Here is a 15,981-nt window from a genome sequence, read left to right as displayed (position 1 = left end):
CGCCAGTGTGGATGACGGCGCTACTTGTCAGGGCTTACGCAGGCACCAACGCTTGCAACACCCGCTCGGGTGTCACGTCCACAAGACACCGCGTATGCCCCAGCGGGCAGGTGCGCTGAAAACACGGCGCGCAGTCCAGCGGCGGCTGGTAGCTCGGGTCGTTCTTCAGCCAGAACACGCTGGCCAGCGGGTTCAGCGGCGGCGTGTGCAAGGGGCTGCTGGAGCCAAACACGGCAGCCTGCGGCACGCCAAACGCTGCGGCCACATGCATCAGGCCCGAGTCATTGCTGACCACAAACCTGGCCGCCGAGATGGCCGACAGCGCTTGTTCCAGCGTGGTTTTGCCGGCCAGGTTTTGCACGCTGCCGGGGTGCTGCCCCAGCACCGGCGCGGCGATTTCTTCGCACAACGCGTTTTCTTTGCCCGAACCGAGCAGCAACACCGGTACACCTTGCGCCGCCAGTGACGCGGCCAGTGAAGCGAAGTGTGTGGCCGGCCAGCGCTTGGCCGGGCCAAACTCGGCACCGGGGGCGAACACAGCAAAGCTGCCCCGCGCCACGCCCAGGTGCTGCAAGGCTTGCGCCACCACCTCCTCGGGCAGTTGCAGGTGCGGACGGTCTTGCACCAGATCGCTGATGGCACCCTCGCCGCTCAGCGCCGAGTAGTAGGCCACCATCGGCGGGCGTTCGCCCTTGGGGTTGGCCAGGCGTTCGTTCAGCAGCACGACGCGGCTTTCGCCCGAGTAGCCCACGCGGCGGCGGATGCCGGCCAGGAACGGCAGCAGCGCGCTCTTCAGCGAGTTGGGCAAGACGTAGGCGTTGTCGAACTGGCCGCGCAGTTGTTGAGCCATGGCGCGGCGTGCCTGCCATTGCAGGCCACCGTGGCGGAACGGGAATTCAACCACCGCGTGCACGTGCGGCATGGCGCGGTACACCGGCGCCACCCAGGGCAAGGCGCCCACGGTGAGCTGCTCGCCACGCGCGTGCAGGCGGCGCATCAGCGGCTCGGTCATGACCGCGTCGCCAATCCACTGCGGCGCGACGATCAAGGAAGTAGAAGCCACGCGGGGTTCAGTTCAGAAGAAGAACAGAAAGATAAAGGGCCCGGCACAAGGTGCCCGGCCCAGGCCAAACTTAGTGGCCGCCGCCGAAATGCTCACCAGCTTTTAACTGATAGAGCGTGCCGCAGTAAGGGCACTTGGCGGCACCGCTGCGGCCCACGTCCAAGTACACCTTGGGGTGGCCGCTCCACAGCTTCATGTCGGCCTTGGGGCTGGGGCAGAACACGCCGCCTTGGTGGTTCAGGTCTTTGGCTAACAACTCAACCGTTGCTTTGCTACTCGTGGTGGTGCTCATATTGTTTTAGACCTTGGCGAGCCAGTGGGCGTATTTGGGATTGCGGCCGTTGACGATGTCAAAGAACGCAGCCTGGATTTTTTCGGTGATGGGGCCACGCGAGCCGGCGCCGATTTCCACGCGGTCGAGTTCGCGGATGGGCGTGACTTCAGCGGCGGTGCCGGTGAAGAAGGCTTCGTCGGCGATGTAGATTTCGTCGCGCGTGATGCGCTTTTGCACCACTTCAATGCCCAGGTCTTTGGCGATGTGCATGATGGTGTTGCGTGTGATGCCGTTCAGGGCACCAGCCGACAAGTCGGGCGTGTAGACCACGCCGTTCTTCACCACAAACACGTTTTCGCCAGCGCCTTCGCTCACGAAGCCAGAGGCGTCGAGCAGCAGGGCTTCGTCGTAGCCGTCGTCCAGCGCTTCCATGTTGGCCAGAATCGAGTTGCTGTAGTTGCTCACCGCCTTGGCTTGCGTCATGGTGATGTTGACGTGGTGGCGCGTGTAGCTGCTGGTTTTCACGCGGATGCCGCGCTTCATGCCGTCTTCACCCAGGTAGGCACCCCAGGCCCAGGCCGCCACCATCAAATGGATGGTGTTGCCCTTGGGGCTGACGCCGAGCTTTTGCGAGCCGATCCAGGTCAGGGGGCGCAGGTAGCAGCTTTCCAGCTTGTTCTCGCGCACCACGGCTTTTTGCGCTTCGTTGACCTCTTCCTTGGTGAAGGGGATCTTCATGCGCAGGATCTTGGCGCTGTTGAACAGGCGCTCGGTGTGCTCTTCCAGGCGGAAGATCGCCGTGCCGTTGACGGTGTTGTAGGCGCGTACGCCCTCAAACGCGCCGCAACCGTAGTGCAGGGTGTGTGTCAGCACGTGGATCTTGGCGTCGCGCCAGTCGACCATTTGGCCGTCCATCCAGATTTTGCCGTCGCGGTCGGCCATGGAGGGAGCTGGGGGGATGAGGCTCATGCAATCTGTCCTTTAGTTCTGCCCGGGTTCGGCTTCGAATTTCGGTGAGTCTTGAATTCTACGGCTGGACGGGAGTGTCTTCCACCGGCGCTGCAGGCTCGGCGGGCCGCTCGAGCACCCACTTGGCCAGTCGGCCGTCTACAAACTCGCAAGTCACGTGCGACTGCGTGGCATCGGTCCAGCGAAAAATCTCGGGTTGGGTATCTTTGGGCGAACGCGGCTCACCCAGCGAGCGCGTCATGGCCATCACGTGCAGCAGGTTCACGCCGGGCTTGAGTTTGGCGTTCAGCATGACCGCACTCGCTACAAACCCCACCGGAAATTCAGCCGCACGGTTGAGCACTTGCATGGTGCGGTTGATGTGCAGCAGCGCCCACATCACCAGGCCGCCGGTGACAGCGGCCACGCCCATCCAGCCAAAACGTTGAAACGAAACGACCAGCATGACCACGCCGATCAAGGGGAAGACAAAATTTTTCCAATTCATGCGCGCATTTTCGCAGCCTGCTGAAAGCCCCGGCTTGTGGGCACTGCGTAGGGCAAAACCCATGAAAACCCTGCAGTGAAACCCTGGATCAGGTGAGCCCGCGCACCACTTCCATGGCCTCTTCCACACGCTCCACGGCGTGGATGGTCAGGCCTTCAATCGGCTTTTTCGGCGCATTCGCCTTGGGCACCACAGCCACGCTGAAGCCCAGCTTGGCGGCTTCTTTCAAGCGCTCCTGGCCGCGCGGCGCGGGGCGCACTTCACCAGCCAAGCCCACTTCACCAAAGGCGATGAAACCTTTGGGCAGCGGTTTGCCGCGCAGGCTGGAGGTGATGGCCAGCAGCACCGCCAAGTCGGCCGCCGGCTCGCTGATGCGCACGCCGCCCACGGCGTTGACGAACACGTCCTGGTCCATACACGCAATGCCGGCGTGGCGGTGCAGCACAGCCAGCAGCATGGCCAGGCGGTCTTTGTCCAGCCCCACGCTCAGGCGGCGCGGGCTGGGGCCACCGGTGTCCACCAGGGCTTGAATTTCCACCAGCAGCGGGCGCGTGCCTTCCAGCGTGACCATCACACAACTGCCGGGCACGGGCTCGGCATGTTGGCTCAGGAAGATGGCGCTGGGGTTGCTCACACCCTTCAGGCCGCTTTCGGTCATGGCGAAGACGCCGATTTCGTTCACCGCACCAAAGCGGTTTTTGATGGCGCGCACCAGGCGGAAGCTGCTGTGGGTGTCGCCCTCAAAGTACAGCACGGTGTCGACCATGTGCTCCAGCACGCGTGGGCCGGCCAGTGCACCTTCTTTGGTGACGTGGCCCACCAGCACAATCGCCACGCCGCTGGCCTTGGCCGCACGGGTGAGGTGCGCCGCACATTCGCGCACCTGCGCCACCGAGCCGGGGGCCGAGGTGAGCTGGTCGGAATAAACGGTTTGGATCGAGTCGATCACCGCGATATGGGGGCGGTGGCTTTGCAGCGTGTGCAGAATTTTTTCAAGCTGAATTTCGGCCAGCACCTGCACCTGGCTGTTCAAGATGCCCAGGCGGCGCGAGCGCAAGGCCACTTGCGCGCCGCTTTCTTCGCCGGTGACGTACAGCGTTTTCTGGCCCGCGCGTTGCAACGCGTCCAGCGCCTGCAGCAGCAGGGTCGATTTGCCAATGCCGGGGTCGCCGCCAATCAACACCACACCGCCTTCGACAATGCCGCCGCCGAGCACGCGGTCCAGCTCGTCCAGCCCGGTGGGCGTGCGCTCCATGTCGGTGGCTTCAATATCGGCCAGGGCCATCACCTCAGCGGTTTTGGCCAGAGCGGCAAAGCGGTTGTTTTTGCTGGGCGCTGCCGTTTCGGCCACCGACTCGACCAGCGTATTCCAGGCCTGGCAATGCGGGCACTTGCCCAGCCACTTGGGCGTGGTGCCGCCGCATTCGTTGCAGGTGTAGATTGTTTTTTCTTTGGCCATGACCCAAGTGTAGGGCTCGCCCTTTACCGGCGGGCCGGGCACGCTGGCGGCGCAATCAATAGAATCAATTCACATCAACGCGGCACCCCAGCCGACATCAGCCCTGCCAGGAGACAAGACTTGCAAACCCCCCAAAACCCCTTCAAGTTAGCCATGCAACAAGGCCGCAGCCAAATTGGCCTGTGGGTGGGCCTGGCCGATGCCTACTGCGCCGAAATTTTGGCCGGCACGGGCTACGACTGGCTGCTGGTGGACGGGGAACACGCACCCAATGACGTGCGCAATGTGTTGGCGCAACTGCAGGGCATCGCCAGCGCCGCGAGCGCAGGCTCCTCATCGCATCCCATCGTGCGCCTGCCGGTGGGCCAAACCTCGCTGATCAAGCAATACCTCGACCTGGGCGCGCAAACCCTGCTGGTGCCCATGGTCGACACCGCCGAACAAGCCGCCGAGTTGGCCCAGGCCATGCGTTACCCGCCAGAAGGCATTCGCGGCATGGGCGCAGGTTTGGCGCGCGCCTCGCGCTGGCAGCGTTATCCCAACTACATCCACGAGGCGAACGGCCAGGTGTGCCTGCTGGTGCAGGCCGAAACGGTGGAGGCCATGCAAAACCTGGATGCGATTGCGGCCACGCCGGGCGTGGACGGCGTGTTCATAGGCCCGGCTGATTTGTCGGCGTCGATGGGGTTCCCCGGCCAACTCAACCACCCAAAGGTGACTGCAGCCATCGAAGACGGCATTGCCCGCATCTTGCGCGCCGGCAAAGCGCCGGGCATTCTGGCCACGACCGAGGCGCAGGCTAAAAAGTGGCTGGATGCGGGTGCGCTGTTTGTGGCGGTGGGCATCGACACCGCTTTGTTGACCCGCGCCGCTTCTGAGCTGCTGGCCAAGTTCAAGACGCTGCCTGAAGCCGCGCGCGGCGGCAGCACCTACTGATCTTTTGCTCTGTTAAAGATAGCTGCTTGCGCTCTTGCAGATTGCCTGAAACCCCTATTTGACTTAAAGACATGTCTACCACTCCTAACTTCTCGCGTGTGTGTATTTACGGCGCCGGCGCCATTGGCGGCTGGATCGGCACCCTGCTGGCAGAAGCCGGTTGCCAAGTCAGCGTGGTGGCCCGCGGCACCACACTCGACGCATTACAGACCCACGGCCTGCGGCTGCAAACCAAGGACGGCAGCCGCAGCGTGCCCGTTAAAGCCAGCGCCAACCCGGCCGACCTGGGCGAACAAGACTTGGTGGTGGTGGCCGTCAAAGCCCCGGCACTACTCGACGTGGCGCGCCAGATCGGCCCGCTGCTTGGCCCGAACACCGTGGTGCTCACCGCCATGAACGGCGTGCCGTGGTGGTTCTTGCAAGGCTTTGGCGGCGAGTTTGCAGGGCACATGCTGAAGTCAGTAGATGCCACCGGCGAGATCACCGCAGCCATTCCGGCGCAACACGTGATCGGCTGCGTGGTGCACGCCAGTTGTGCGCTGAATGGCCCCGGCCATGTGCAGCACAACTTCGGCCAGAAGCTCATCATCGGTGAGCCCAGCGGCCAAACCACGCCGCGTGTGCAGGCGCTGGCGGCGCTGCTGCAGCGCGCCGGGTTTGAGGCACCGGTGGCCGAGAACATCCAGCAAGACACCTGGTTCAAGCTGTGGGGCAACATGACGGTCAACCCCATCAGCGCTATGACCGGCGCCACCACCGACCTGATCATGAACGACGACCTGGTGCGCGGCTTGGTGTCGGCCGTGATGCTGGAAGCCAAGGCCGTGGGCGCCAAGCTCGGCATCGTGATCGACCAGGCGCCAGAAGACCGCCACGCCGTGACGCGCAAACTCGGCGCGTTCAAAACCTCGATGCTGCAAGACGTGGAAGCCGGACGCAGCGTGGAGCTAGATGCGCTGGTGAACGCGGTGCGCGAACTCGGCGCCATCACCGGCGTGGCCACGCCCTACACCGATGCGCTGTTTGGCTTGGCGCGGGTGCATGCGCAGGTGCATGGGCTATATCCCAAGCCAACGGCTTAGTCCCCGTTCAAACCTGGCGCGCGGCGAACCAGTCTTTTAAAAACGCCACACAGGCCGACACCTTGCCCGGCACCAGCCGGCGCTCGGGGTAGACGGCGTACAGCACCAGCGCCGAGCGCGCTACTTGGGGAAACAGTTCGACCAGCGCGCCGGTGTGGATTTCGGGCCGCGCCACAAAGTCGGGCAACACCGCAATGCCCTGGTGCGCCAGCACCAAGCGTTTCAAGAACATGGTGTTGTTGGCCCGCGCACGCGGGTGCACGCTGACGTGGGTGGCGCCATCCCAATGCAGCGGCCAGCGCGCACCGGCCGTGGCGTAGGCATAGGCGAAACAGGCGTGGTCGGCCAGGTCGGCGGGCGACTGGGGCTGGCCATGTTGTTGCACATAGCCCGGCGACGCGCACACGTGCAGCGCAAAGCTGGCGATGCGTTGCGCGGTGTAGCTCGAATCCTTGGGGTCGGTGGTGGCGCGCAGGCCCAGGTCAAAACCTTCGGCCAGCAGGTCGACGTGGCGGTCGCCCAACTCCACGTCCAGCTCGATGCGCGGGTGCGCCACAGAAAAAGCGGTGAGGGCCTCGCCCAAGTCGGTCAACCCCAGCGCCATGGGAATGTTCAAACGCAAACGGCCAGTGGCGGCTGAGGCCGCGCCCGAGGCTTCGGCATCGGCCTCTTCCATGGCTTGCAGCAGGCCGTGGGCGCGCTCGGCGTAACGCTGGCCGGCCTCGGTCAACGCCAAGCGCCGTGTGGTGCGCTGCACCAGGCGCACGCCCAGCGTCTTTTCCAGATCGGCCACGGCCTTGCTGACGGCGGAGGCTGAGAGGTTCAACTCATTGGCGGTGGCCGAGAAGCTTTGCAGATCGGCCAGACGCACAAACAGGCGCAGCGTGCTCAGGCGGTCCATGGCGTTATTCTTTCCATGGCGTGCATTATGTGTGCACGTCCAGGCTCTTTATGCCTTCGGCGCGGCGGCTTATCTTCGGTACCTCTCAACACCCCAACATTGGAGAAACACCATGCAAGACCTCATCATCGTGGCCCGCGTCGAAGCCAAACCCGGCGCAGCCCAAGAACTCGTCGCCGCCCAAGCCGCCCTGGTGCAGGTGGCGCGCCAACAACCCGGCTGCATTCTGTACGAGCTGTTTGAAGACGACACGCAGCCCGGCAAGGTGATTTTTTTCGAGCGCTGGAAAGACCGCCAATCATGGGACGCCCATATGCAAGGCGCGCACATGGACGCCTTCCGCGCCAACGCCGGGCACCTCATCGGCGCGTTTGATCTGCTGCGCATGAACCAAGTCGCCTGAGAGTTCCATAGACCCATACTGAAAAGCTGAGATAAGCCCCATGTTTTCCGCTTCGTTCAAACGCCTGTTCACGCTCTTGCCTTTGGCCTCACTCGCAGCCAGCTTGAGCCTTGCCCCCAGCTTCTCCCAAGCCGCCCCACCAAAAGCCAACTTCTCCATCTGGCGCAGCTACAGCGGCGTGACTTGGGACAAGGCAGCCAACCCCGCACCATTTGCGGCCTCAGCCACCACCCCGGGTGCACCCATCGCCGGCCTGCACTTCGCGGCAGACGGCTCGGCCTTTGTGAGCACGCCACGGCTGATTGCAGCCAACACACCCGCCACGCTCAGCCGCCTGGACACCACGGCCACCAGCGGCCCGGCGCGCCTCACGGCGTTTCCGTCGGTGGAAGGCAACGACGCCACCATTGCCCCCGCAGAGCACCTGCGCAACGTGCTGGGCTTTTATGTCGACCAACGCAACGGCTGGCTCTGGGCATTGGACATGGGCTTTGTGGCCGGTGAAGCCACAGCCCCCGCTGGCGCGCAAAAGCTGGTGGTGTTGGCGCTGGACACGGGCCGGGTCGTCAAATCCATCGCCCTGGACGGCATGGCCGACCGCAGCGGCAGCTTCTTGAACGACGTGGTGGTGGACGAAGTGCGCCGTGTGGCCTATATCTCCGACAGCGGATTGCGCAGCGCGCCGAAAAATATGGCGGGCCTGGTGGTGGTGGACTTTGCCAGCGGCCAGGCGCGTCGCGTGCTGAGCCAACACCCCAGCTTGATGCCCGAAGCTGACGCCAAAGTGGTTTCGCACGGGCAAGAGGTGTGGCCCGGCAACCCGCTGGTACTGGGCATCAACGGCATCGCGCTGTCACCAGACGGCGCCACGCTGTACTGGACGGTGACCACCGGCACCAACCTGTGGTCACTGCCTACCCAGCTGCTGCGTGACGCCAAAACCAGCGACACGCAACTGGCCAGCAGCGTGCGCAACCTGGACGCTGTAGGCGGCAACACCGACGGCATTACGGTTGACAAGCAGGGCCGCGTCTACATCACCGACGTGACGCGTAACGGCATCGTGCGCTACGACCCAATCGCCAAAACGATGCGCTTGCTCGCAGCCGACGACGGCGTGCACTGGCCCGACACCCCAGCCATCACGCCCGATGGCGCGCTGGTCTTCACCGCCAGCGCCTTGAACGACCACTTTGCCGGCGCTGTGAAACCGGGGCAAGAGCGCTATCAGCTCTGGCGTTTGCAGTTAAGAAAAAACTGAGCGGCAAGTACGGATGTCGCTGGCAAAACCAGCGACGTCAACTCAAGCAGCCCGTTTCACTGAAGAGCCCCAGGTGTAGACAGAAGTGACGGCGTAGTTCCACACCGCCCCCACCAAGATGCCCGACAGCGCGGCCAGAATCCAGCCGCCACTGCGGCCATAGAAGTAATTGGCAATACCCACATTGGCAAAAGCGCCCACGCTACAGGCCAATACAAACGACAACAACCCGCGCATCCAAGCCGTGCCCTTTAAGCGCCGGTCCTGGTAAGTGATCACGTTGTTCAATGCAAAGTTGAACACCATGGCCACAGCTGTGGCGACGGTTTGGGCCGCCATGAATTCGAGCTGCGCCCCTTTGAACATGGCCGCAAGCACCGCAAAGTGCACACCCAGACCCAAACCGCCAATCAACGCAAATGAGAAAAAGCGAACGGGAATGATGTGCCCGACCATTTTGTCGAGCAGCAACAGGACGTAATCCAACGCCACCTGGTTATCTAATTTGCTTTCGCCGGCAATACGGTTCTTGAAAACAAATGGGATTTCTTTAAAACGCAAAGGCTTGGGCGCCGAGGCGAATAAATCGACCAGAATTTTGAAACCCATGCCGGAGAGATGGCGCGTGCATTGGAGAAACACATCGCGGCGCATCATGAAGAAACCACTCATCGGGTCACGCAGATCCGACGGCACCACCAAATGGCTCAAACGGGTGGCAAATTGGCTGATTTGCGCCCGGGCTTTGCCCCATTCGCCAATGGCGCCGCCAGAAACATAGCGGCTGCCCACCACGATATCGAGCGCTTCGGTCTGAAGGGTTCGCAGCATCTGCGGCAGGATGGTTTCGTCGTGCTGAAGATCGGCATCCATCACAGCCACATAGGGCGAACTGCTGGACAAAATCCCCTCAACACAGGCCGAAGTCAGGCCACGCCGGCCAATGCGTTGAATGCAACGCACCCGCGAATCACGCTGCGCCAGGGCACGAATTTCTTCGGTTGTGCCGTCTGGGGAATCGTCATCGACAAAAATGACCTCCCAGTGGACATCCACCAGACTGACCGCAATGCGTTTCACGAGCTCACCAACATTTTCTCGCTCTTTAAATGTTGGAATGACGATCGATAAATCCGCACCCTGCCCGGCTTTTGCGCTGCCTACCCAAATATTAGGATTTTCCAAAACAACGCACCTCGGTTTAAAAATTAGTAACTGAATGATACGTTTTGGGGCGTAAACCAGTCACATCACAAACTTGGGAAACACAAATTTGTACGCATGTTTGTGTCATTTTTCCTGCCGCCATTCCGTTTCGCCCCCGTCAATATGGCTAAGCACCACGACAGCAGGACGAAAAAGAAATACGGAAGGTCAGCGCAAGCGTTTTTATCACCGCGATGTCGCCAATTCGGGCACATCGTCCACAACCACATGCACACGCTGTGCCAGGGCGCACATCAGCTCCCAGCCCACGGTACCGGCCTTGGCGGCGACTTCGTCGATCGACACCACCGCGCCGTTGGCGGCCTTGCCCCACAGCGTGACCATGCTGCCCATGCCGGCCTCAGAAAGGTGGGACAGGTCGACCACCAGCATGTCCATGCTCACCCGGCCCAGCGTGCGGCTGCGCACGCCATCGACCAGTACCGGCGTGCCGGTGGGGCACAGGCGCGGATAGCCGTCGGCATAACCACAAGCCACAATGCCAATACGGGTGGGCTGCTCGGCCACAAAATTGGAGCCATAGCCCAGAGCCGCACCGACTGCCATTTCTTGCACCCCAATGATGCGTGCTTGTAGCGTCATCGCGGGCTGAATGCCCCAATAGGTGGCATCGTATTCAGGATAGTCGGGTGAGCCACCATAGACCATGATGCCGGGGCGAATCCAGTCACCGGCGACTTGTGGCGCCAAACCAGGGTCTTGCAGCGGGCCACCCACCGTATGGCGCAAAGTGGCGGCGCTGTTGGCCACCGTGCGTTCGCCGGGTAAATCTTGCGTCACGGCGTTGAACACTTCCATCTGACGGGCCACCCCTTGCGGACCATCGGCATCGGCAAAGTGCGTCATCAAGGAAATTTCTTCGACCTGCGGCAGCAGGTTCAGCCGTGTCCAGGCGGCACGGTAACGCTCGGGGGTAAAGCCCAGGCGGTTCATACCTGAATTCATTTTGAGAAATACGCGATGCGGCACATTCGTCTTGTGCGTGGCCAGCATGTCGATTTGTTCATCGCAATGCACGGCGTGCCACAGGCCCAGGCGCGAACACAACTCCAGGTCGCGCTGCTCGAACACACCCTCCAGCAGCAAGATCGGGCCACGCCAGCCCAGGTTGCGCACACGTTGGGCTTCTTCCAGGTCAATCAACGCAAAGCCATCGGCGCCGCGCAGGCCTTCAAACACGCGCTCAATACCGTGGCCATAAGCATTCGCCTTGACCACTGCCCAAACCCGCGCATCCGGCGCCGCCGCTCGGGCGCGCGTCAGGTTATGGCGTAAAGATTCGGTATGGATAACGGCTTGTATGGGACGCGGCATGGTGCTTGGGGCTTGAAAAGTACAACTTAGAGCCCCACGATTTGAGGGGGATCGGTTTATTTTGTCACCACCCCGCGTGATATAACCCGCATTCTTTACTGCAGCACCGGATCAACCGAACTTATCACCTGCGCCAGCCCCACTGGTGCCGTCGACAGCCATTAATGAAGCGCGGTTTTTTCACCATCATGTCAGCGCAGTTTTTCAGCTCGCTGGCAGACAACGCCCTATTCGTAGGTGCTGTGCAGTTGCTGCGATCTGGACACGGCCCGGCTTGGCAACAAGCGGCGTTGGTGCCGATGTTTGCGCTCTTTTACGTGATCTTGGCGCCCTTTGTGGGCGCTTTTGCTGACGCCTTGCCCAAAGGCAAGGTCATGTTCTACAGCAATGCCATCAAGATCGTTGGCTGTTTGATGATGCTGTTTGGCGTACACCCGCTCATCGCTTATGCGGTGGTGGGCCTGGGTGCCGCGGCCTATTCACCCGCCAAATACGGCATCTTGACGGAGCTGCTGCCCGCGTCACAGTTGGTCAAGGCCAACGGCTGGATCGAGGGGCTGACCATTGGCTCCATCATTCTGGGTGTGCTGCTGGGCGGTCAATTGGTCGGGCCGGTGATCTCCCGCAAGCTGCTGGCCATCGACATCCCATTTATCGACACCGGCATCACCACCGCCCCTGAAGCGGCGATTGCAGTGTTGATTCTGGTCTACATGCTGGCCGCCTGGTTCAATACCCGCATTCCCCATACCGGCGTGGAAATGCGCGCCATGCCCAAGCGCATGATCGAGTTGCTGCCCGACTTCTGGAGCTGCAACCTGCGCCTGTGGCGCGACCGCCTGGGCCAAATCTCGCTGGCCACCACCACGCTGTTCTGGGGCGTGAGCGGCAACCTCAAATTCATTGTGCTGGCCTGGGCTGCCGCAGCGCTGGGCTACAGCACCACGCAGGCCTCCAGCCTGGTGGGTGTGGTGGCCATTGGCACGGCCGTGGGCGCCGTCGTGGCTTCGGCCCGCATGAAGCTGGACATGGCCACCAAGGTGATTCCGCTGGGCATTGCCATGGGTGTGCTGGTGATTCTGCTGAACTTCATCACCAACGTCTGGGTGGCAGCCCCGTTCCTGGTGTTGCTGGGTGGCTTGGGTGGCTTTTTGGTGGTGCCGATGAACGCGCTGCTGCAGCACCGAGGCCACAACCTCATGGGTGCAGGCCGTTCGATTGCCGTGCAAAACTTCAACGAACAAGCCTGCATCTTGTTCCTGGGCGCCCTGTACACGTTCTCCACCGGCATGGGTTTGTCGGCATTTGGTGCCATCACATTGTTTGGCTTGGTGGTGGCAGGGTTCATGTGGCTGATCCAGCGATGGCACGCCCGCAACCTCGTCCACGACCGCGAAACGGTGGAGCACCTGCTTGACATCGCGCGCAACGACAACACGCACTGACCCATCACTGATCTCATAGGAGGTGCCCATGCCAAGCACTCCAGACCTCTACAGTTTTGAAGCGCTCGACATCACGGGCCACCCCGTGTCGCTGGTCGATTTTCGCCACCAGGTGCTGTTGATTGTGAACACGGCCAGCGCCTGTGGCTTCACGCCGCAGTTTGCCGGGCTGGAAGAACTGCACAAGACATACGCTGCACGCGGCCTGGTGGTGCTGGGTTTTCCGTGCAACCAGTTTGGCGCGCAAGACCCGGGTGCCAACGAAGAGATCGCCAGCTTCTGCCAGATGAACTACGGTGTGAGCTTCACCATGATGGGCAAGATCGACGTCAACGGCCAAGAGGCCCACCCGCTGTACCAATGGCTTACAGCGCAAGCGCCAGGCGTGCTGGGCACCAAAGCCATCAAGTGGAACTTCACCAAATTCTTGATTGGCCGCGACGGCCAGGTGCTGCAGCGTTATGCGCCGCTGGACACCCCGGCCAAGCTCAGCGGCGACATTGAAACGGCGTTGGCGGCGCCGACCTCTGCCTAGTCCTAGTCTTTAAAACTTGCCGTGGCGCAGGTAGGCCTCTTGCGGGTCTACACCTTCCAGGATGGCGGTGCGCACTAAATTCTCTTGGCCCATGGCCGTCTCGGCTTGGGTGATGATGGCCTCCGCCTGGGAATGCGGCAAACAGACCATGCCATCGGTATCGCCAAACAAATAGTCGCCGGGCTGGATGGTCACATCGCCAATCACCACGGGCACTTCGAAGTCTTCCGGTAGCCAGTAGGACACGATGTCGCGCGGCGTGAAGTAGCGGTGCCACACTTGCAAGCCGATCTTTTGAATGAACTCGGCGTCGCGCACGCCGCCGTCGGCCACCACCCCGCGCACATGGCGAAACTTCAGCGTCTCGGCCGACAACTCCCCCATATGCGCCACGGTGGAATCATCGGGCTGGATCACCAGCACGTGCCCGGGCTTGGCGCGTGACAGCAGACCCGTCCAGGCCAGCAGCGTGGCATGCGGGTCAGCCGTGGTGTCCACGCGGCCCTGCACCGTGCTGGCTGGGCCACACAGCTTTTGTCCGGGAATAAGCGGACGCAAGGTGGGCGGCAACGTGAAATCGCTCAGGCCCATGGCGCGCATCACATCGTGCAGCACGCCGGAATAACACTGCTCCAGCCGGGGAACCAAGGGGTCGTTCATGTCTTTTGTCTCCTGATTTTTATATATAGAAAAACATGCTCTTACGCTTTCTGTATATGCGCAAGAAGCTGCGATTTCAATAGCAACAACGATTGGTCACTTCATCGTCAATGCCTGCCACCACCGTGGTGACCGCCGCCGCCACCGTGCCCTCCGCCACCACCACCGGGTGGCCGAGGCCCACCACCGGGTGGCCGAGGCCCACCTCCATTCGGTGGGCCTCCGTGATGCCCGCCGCCGCCAGGTGGACGCACCTGTGGGCCGCCATGACCGGGGCCTCCTGGGCCTCCAGGCCCCCCGGGACGACCCGGCCCGCCCATGCCGGGCCCACCCGGGTGGTAAGGCGGACGCACAGGTGGCCGCACCATCGGTGGCGGACGGCCCCAGCCCGGAGGTGGGCGGCCGTACCAAGGACGATCAGCGTAATAGTTGCCCCAGTAGGCGCCCAGGCTGAAGGCCACCAGCGGCACACCAATGCCGATGGCAGCCGATGAAAACGGGACGACCTGTGGCCCACTGGGGTAGCTGAGGTATTGGGCGAAAACCCAGCCGCGCACGTTGCCGTCGACCACCACGTCACACCAGCTGTAGCCGGTGGTGCAACCCTGCACCGCCAGCGCCACACCGGGCTGCAGTACGGCAACGACAGGAAAATCTGGACTGGGGCCGGCCCGCAGATTGAGCAGCGCGCTGGTGTAGGCCGTCTGTTGGGCGCTCGCCAGCGCGGGCACGGCCAAGGCCGCAGCCACCAACGCTTGCATGACAAAGGAACGGGCCATGGAAGACACTCCTCAAGGTTGAGGAACCATCCTACACCGGCCTTGTCAGGCCAACGTGTAGGCCAAACGCCAGGGAGCTGTAGCTTTAAACCGCTTCGGCAGGCTCGGCATAAAACAAGGGGCGCGACTTGGTCGACGCCACCGCGCGGCCAATGGCGCCGATGTGGTCGGGTGTGGTGCCGCAGCAGCCGCCCACCACGTTCACCAGCCCGGCGGCGGCGAACTCGTGCACCAGGCGGCTGGTGACGTCTGGCGTTTCGTCAAAGCCGGTGTCGCTCATGGGATTGGGCAGGCCGGCGTTGGGGTAGCAGCTGATGAAGGTGTCGGGTGCGGCGCGGTTGAGCTCCTGGATGTAGGGGCGCATCAGCGTGGCGCCCAAGGCGCAGTTCAGGCCGATGGTCAGCGGCTTGGCGTGGCGCACGCTGTTCCAAAAGGCAGTGACGGTTTGGCCCGACAGGATGCGGCCCGACGCGTCGGTCACGGTGCCGCTGATCATGATAGGCAGGTATTCGCCCGTGACCTCAAACGCTTCGTCGATGGCAAACAGCGCAGCCTTGGCGTTGAGCGTGTCGAAGATGGTCTCGACCAGCAATACATCCGAGCCGCCTTCGATCAGCGCCAGCGTTTGCTCCAGGTACGAAGCGCGCAGTTGTTCAAAGGTGACGTTGCGCGCACCGGGGTCGTTCACGTCGGGGCTGATGCTCGCGGTCTTGGGCGTTGGGCCCAGGGCGCCGGCCACGAAACGCGGTTTGTCGGGCGTACTGTACTTGTCGCAGGCGGCGCGCGCCAGCTTGGCGGATTCGAGGTTCATCTCGCGCGCCAGGTCGGCCATGTCGTAGTCTTCTTGCGCCACGGTGGTGGCGCCGAAGGTGTTGGTTTCGATCAGGTCGGCACCGGCGGCCAGGTATTTTTCGTGGATGTCAGTGATGACGTCGGGCCGCGTCAGGCTCAGCAACTCGTTGTTGCCCTTCACGTCTTTGTGAAAGTCTTTGAAGCGTTCGCCCCGGTATTGCGCCTCGTTGAGCTTGAAGCGCTGGATCATGGTGCCCATGGCGCCATCGAGGATGGCAATGCGTTGGGACAAGATGGTGGGCAGCTGGGCTGCGCGGGTGTAGGGGCGGGCTTGCATCCCCGCATTTTAAGGACGCTGGCTTGCCCTTACCGCCCAACCGACTCTGTTCGCCCC

General features: G+C 62.4%; 17 protein-coding genes. 6 read left to right on the top strand and 11 right to left on the bottom strand.

The window, feature by feature from the left end; all coding sequences use genetic code 11:
- Window positions 1-34 precede the first annotated feature (34 nt).
- The 5 genes from waaF to radA all read right to left on the bottom strand — a co-directional run bounded on the left by waaF (window position 35) and on the right by radA (window position 4,252).
- Entirely contained in the window at window positions 35-1,063 is a 1,029-nt protein-coding gene (waaF, locus tag ACPWMG_RS01145) for a lipopolysaccharide heptosyltransferase II (protein WP_483302833.1), read from the bottom strand.
- A gap of 70 nt (window positions 1,064-1,133) precedes the next feature.
- Complete coding sequence (locus ACPWMG_RS01140; RefSeq protein ID WP_483302832.1) at window positions 1,134-1,355, bottom strand: zinc-finger domain-containing protein; 222 nt, start codon at window positions 1,353-1,355, stop codon at window positions 1,134-1,136.
- 6 nt (window positions 1,356-1,361) lie between these two features.
- Complete coding sequence (locus ACPWMG_RS01135; RefSeq protein WP_483302831.1) at window positions 1,362-2,306, bottom strand: branched-chain amino acid transaminase; 945 nt, start codon at window positions 2,304-2,306, stop codon at window positions 1,362-1,364.
- Between the two features lie 58 nt (window positions 2,307-2,364).
- Window positions 2,365-2,793 (bottom strand): glycerate kinase, encoded by a 429-nt coding sequence (locus ACPWMG_RS01130; protein WP_483302830.1) that lies wholly within the window; start codon window positions 2,791-2,793, stop codon window positions 2,365-2,367.
- A gap of 88 nt (window positions 2,794-2,881) precedes the next feature.
- Window positions 2,882-4,252: a DNA repair protein RadA gene (gene radA, locus ACPWMG_RS01125; RefSeq protein WP_483302829.1), complete on the bottom strand. Its 1,371-nt coding sequence runs from the start codon at window positions 4,250-4,252 to the stop codon at window positions 2,882-2,884.
- Window positions 4,253-4,372: 120 nt separating this feature from the next.
- Here radA and ACPWMG_RS01120 point away from each other — a divergent pair, with 120 nt between their 5' ends.
- Entirely contained in the window at window positions 4,373-5,188 is an 816-nt protein-coding gene (locus ACPWMG_RS01120) for an aldolase/citrate lyase family protein (protein ID WP_483302828.1), read from the top strand.
- A 71-nt stretch (window positions 5,189-5,259) separates the two neighbouring features.
- Window positions 5,260-6,270 carry a 2-dehydropantoate 2-reductase gene (locus ACPWMG_RS01115; protein ID WP_483302827.1) on the top strand — a complete coding sequence of 337 codons (1,011 nt, stop codon included), beginning with the start codon at window positions 5,260-5,262 and terminating at the stop codon, window positions 6,268-6,270.
- A 7-nt stretch (window positions 6,271-6,277) separates the two neighbouring features.
- Here the strand turns inward: ACPWMG_RS01115 and ACPWMG_RS01110 are convergent, their stop codons facing one another.
- Window positions 6,278-7,171: a LysR family transcriptional regulator gene (locus tag ACPWMG_RS01110; RefSeq protein ID WP_483302826.1), complete on the bottom strand. Its 894-nt coding sequence runs from the start codon at window positions 7,169-7,171 to the stop codon at window positions 6,278-6,280.
- Between the two features lie 112 nt (window positions 7,172-7,283).
- Here ACPWMG_RS01110 and ACPWMG_RS01105 point away from each other — a divergent pair, with 112 nt between their 5' ends.
- Window positions 7,284-7,574 (top strand): putative quinol monooxygenase, encoded by a 291-nt coding sequence (locus ACPWMG_RS01105; RefSeq protein ID WP_483302825.1) that lies wholly within the window; start codon window positions 7,284-7,286, stop codon window positions 7,572-7,574.
- Window positions 7,575-7,614: 40 nt separating this feature from the next.
- Window positions 7,615-8,835, top strand: a complete 1,221-nt coding sequence (locus ACPWMG_RS01100; RefSeq protein ID WP_483302824.1) for an L-dopachrome tautomerase-related protein — start codon at window positions 7,615-7,617, stop codon at window positions 8,833-8,835.
- Between the two features lie 42 nt (window positions 8,836-8,877).
- Here ACPWMG_RS01100 and ACPWMG_RS01095 read toward each other — a convergent pair whose 3' ends face one another.
- Together ACPWMG_RS01095 and alr are read right to left on the bottom strand one after the other, a co-directional pair.
- Entirely contained in the window at window positions 8,878-9,915 is a 1,038-nt protein-coding gene (locus ACPWMG_RS01095; protein ID WP_483302823.1) for a glycosyltransferase family 2 protein, read from the bottom strand.
- A 312-nt stretch (window positions 9,916-10,227) separates the two neighbouring features.
- Window positions 10,228-11,376 (bottom strand): alanine racemase, encoded by a 1,149-nt coding sequence (alr, locus tag ACPWMG_RS01090; protein WP_483302822.1) that lies wholly within the window; start codon window positions 11,374-11,376, stop codon window positions 10,228-10,230.
- Between the two features lie 164 nt (window positions 11,377-11,540).
- Between alr and lplT the strand changes: the two genes are divergently transcribed.
- Window positions 11,541-12,821 carry a lysophospholipid transporter LplT gene (gene lplT / locus ACPWMG_RS01085; protein ID WP_483302821.1) on the top strand — a complete coding sequence of 427 codons (1,281 nt, stop codon included), beginning with the start codon at window positions 11,541-11,543 and terminating at the stop codon, window positions 12,819-12,821.
- A 28-nt stretch (window positions 12,822-12,849) separates the two neighbouring features.
- Window positions 12,850-13,356 (top strand): glutathione peroxidase, encoded by a 507-nt coding sequence (locus ACPWMG_RS01080; RefSeq protein ID WP_483302820.1) that lies wholly within the window; start codon window positions 12,850-12,852, stop codon window positions 13,354-13,356.
- A 9-nt stretch (window positions 13,357-13,365) separates the two neighbouring features.
- On the opposite strand, the gene ACPWMG_RS01075 is transcribed toward ACPWMG_RS01080, so the two are convergent.
- From ACPWMG_RS01075 to ACPWMG_RS01065, 3 genes are all read right to left on the bottom strand, one after another.
- The gene (locus ACPWMG_RS01075) at window positions 13,366-14,016 is read right to left on the bottom strand and encodes an RraA family protein (protein WP_483302819.1); all 651 of its coding nucleotides are present in this window, start codon (window positions 14,014-14,016) and stop codon (window positions 13,366-13,368) included.
- Window positions 14,017-14,123: 107 nt separating this feature from the next.
- Entirely contained in the window at window positions 14,124-14,795 is a 672-nt protein-coding gene (locus ACPWMG_RS01070) for an SH3 domain-containing protein (protein ID WP_483302818.1), read from the bottom strand.
- A gap of 85 nt (window positions 14,796-14,880) precedes the next feature.
- A complete protein-coding gene (locus ACPWMG_RS01065; protein WP_483302817.1) occupies window positions 14,881-15,924 on the bottom strand; it encodes a homocysteine S-methyltransferase family protein in 1,044 nt (347 codons plus the stop codon).
- Window positions 15,925-15,981: the final 57 nt, after the last annotated feature.

This window comes from Hydrophilobacter chitinilyticus (assembly GCF_049860745.1).
Lineage (GTDB): Bacteria > Pseudomonadota > Gammaproteobacteria > Burkholderiales > Burkholderiaceae_C > Rhodoferax_B.
Note: the sequence above shows the minus strand (reverse complement) of the source record. Positions and strands in the feature narration are given on the sequence as shown.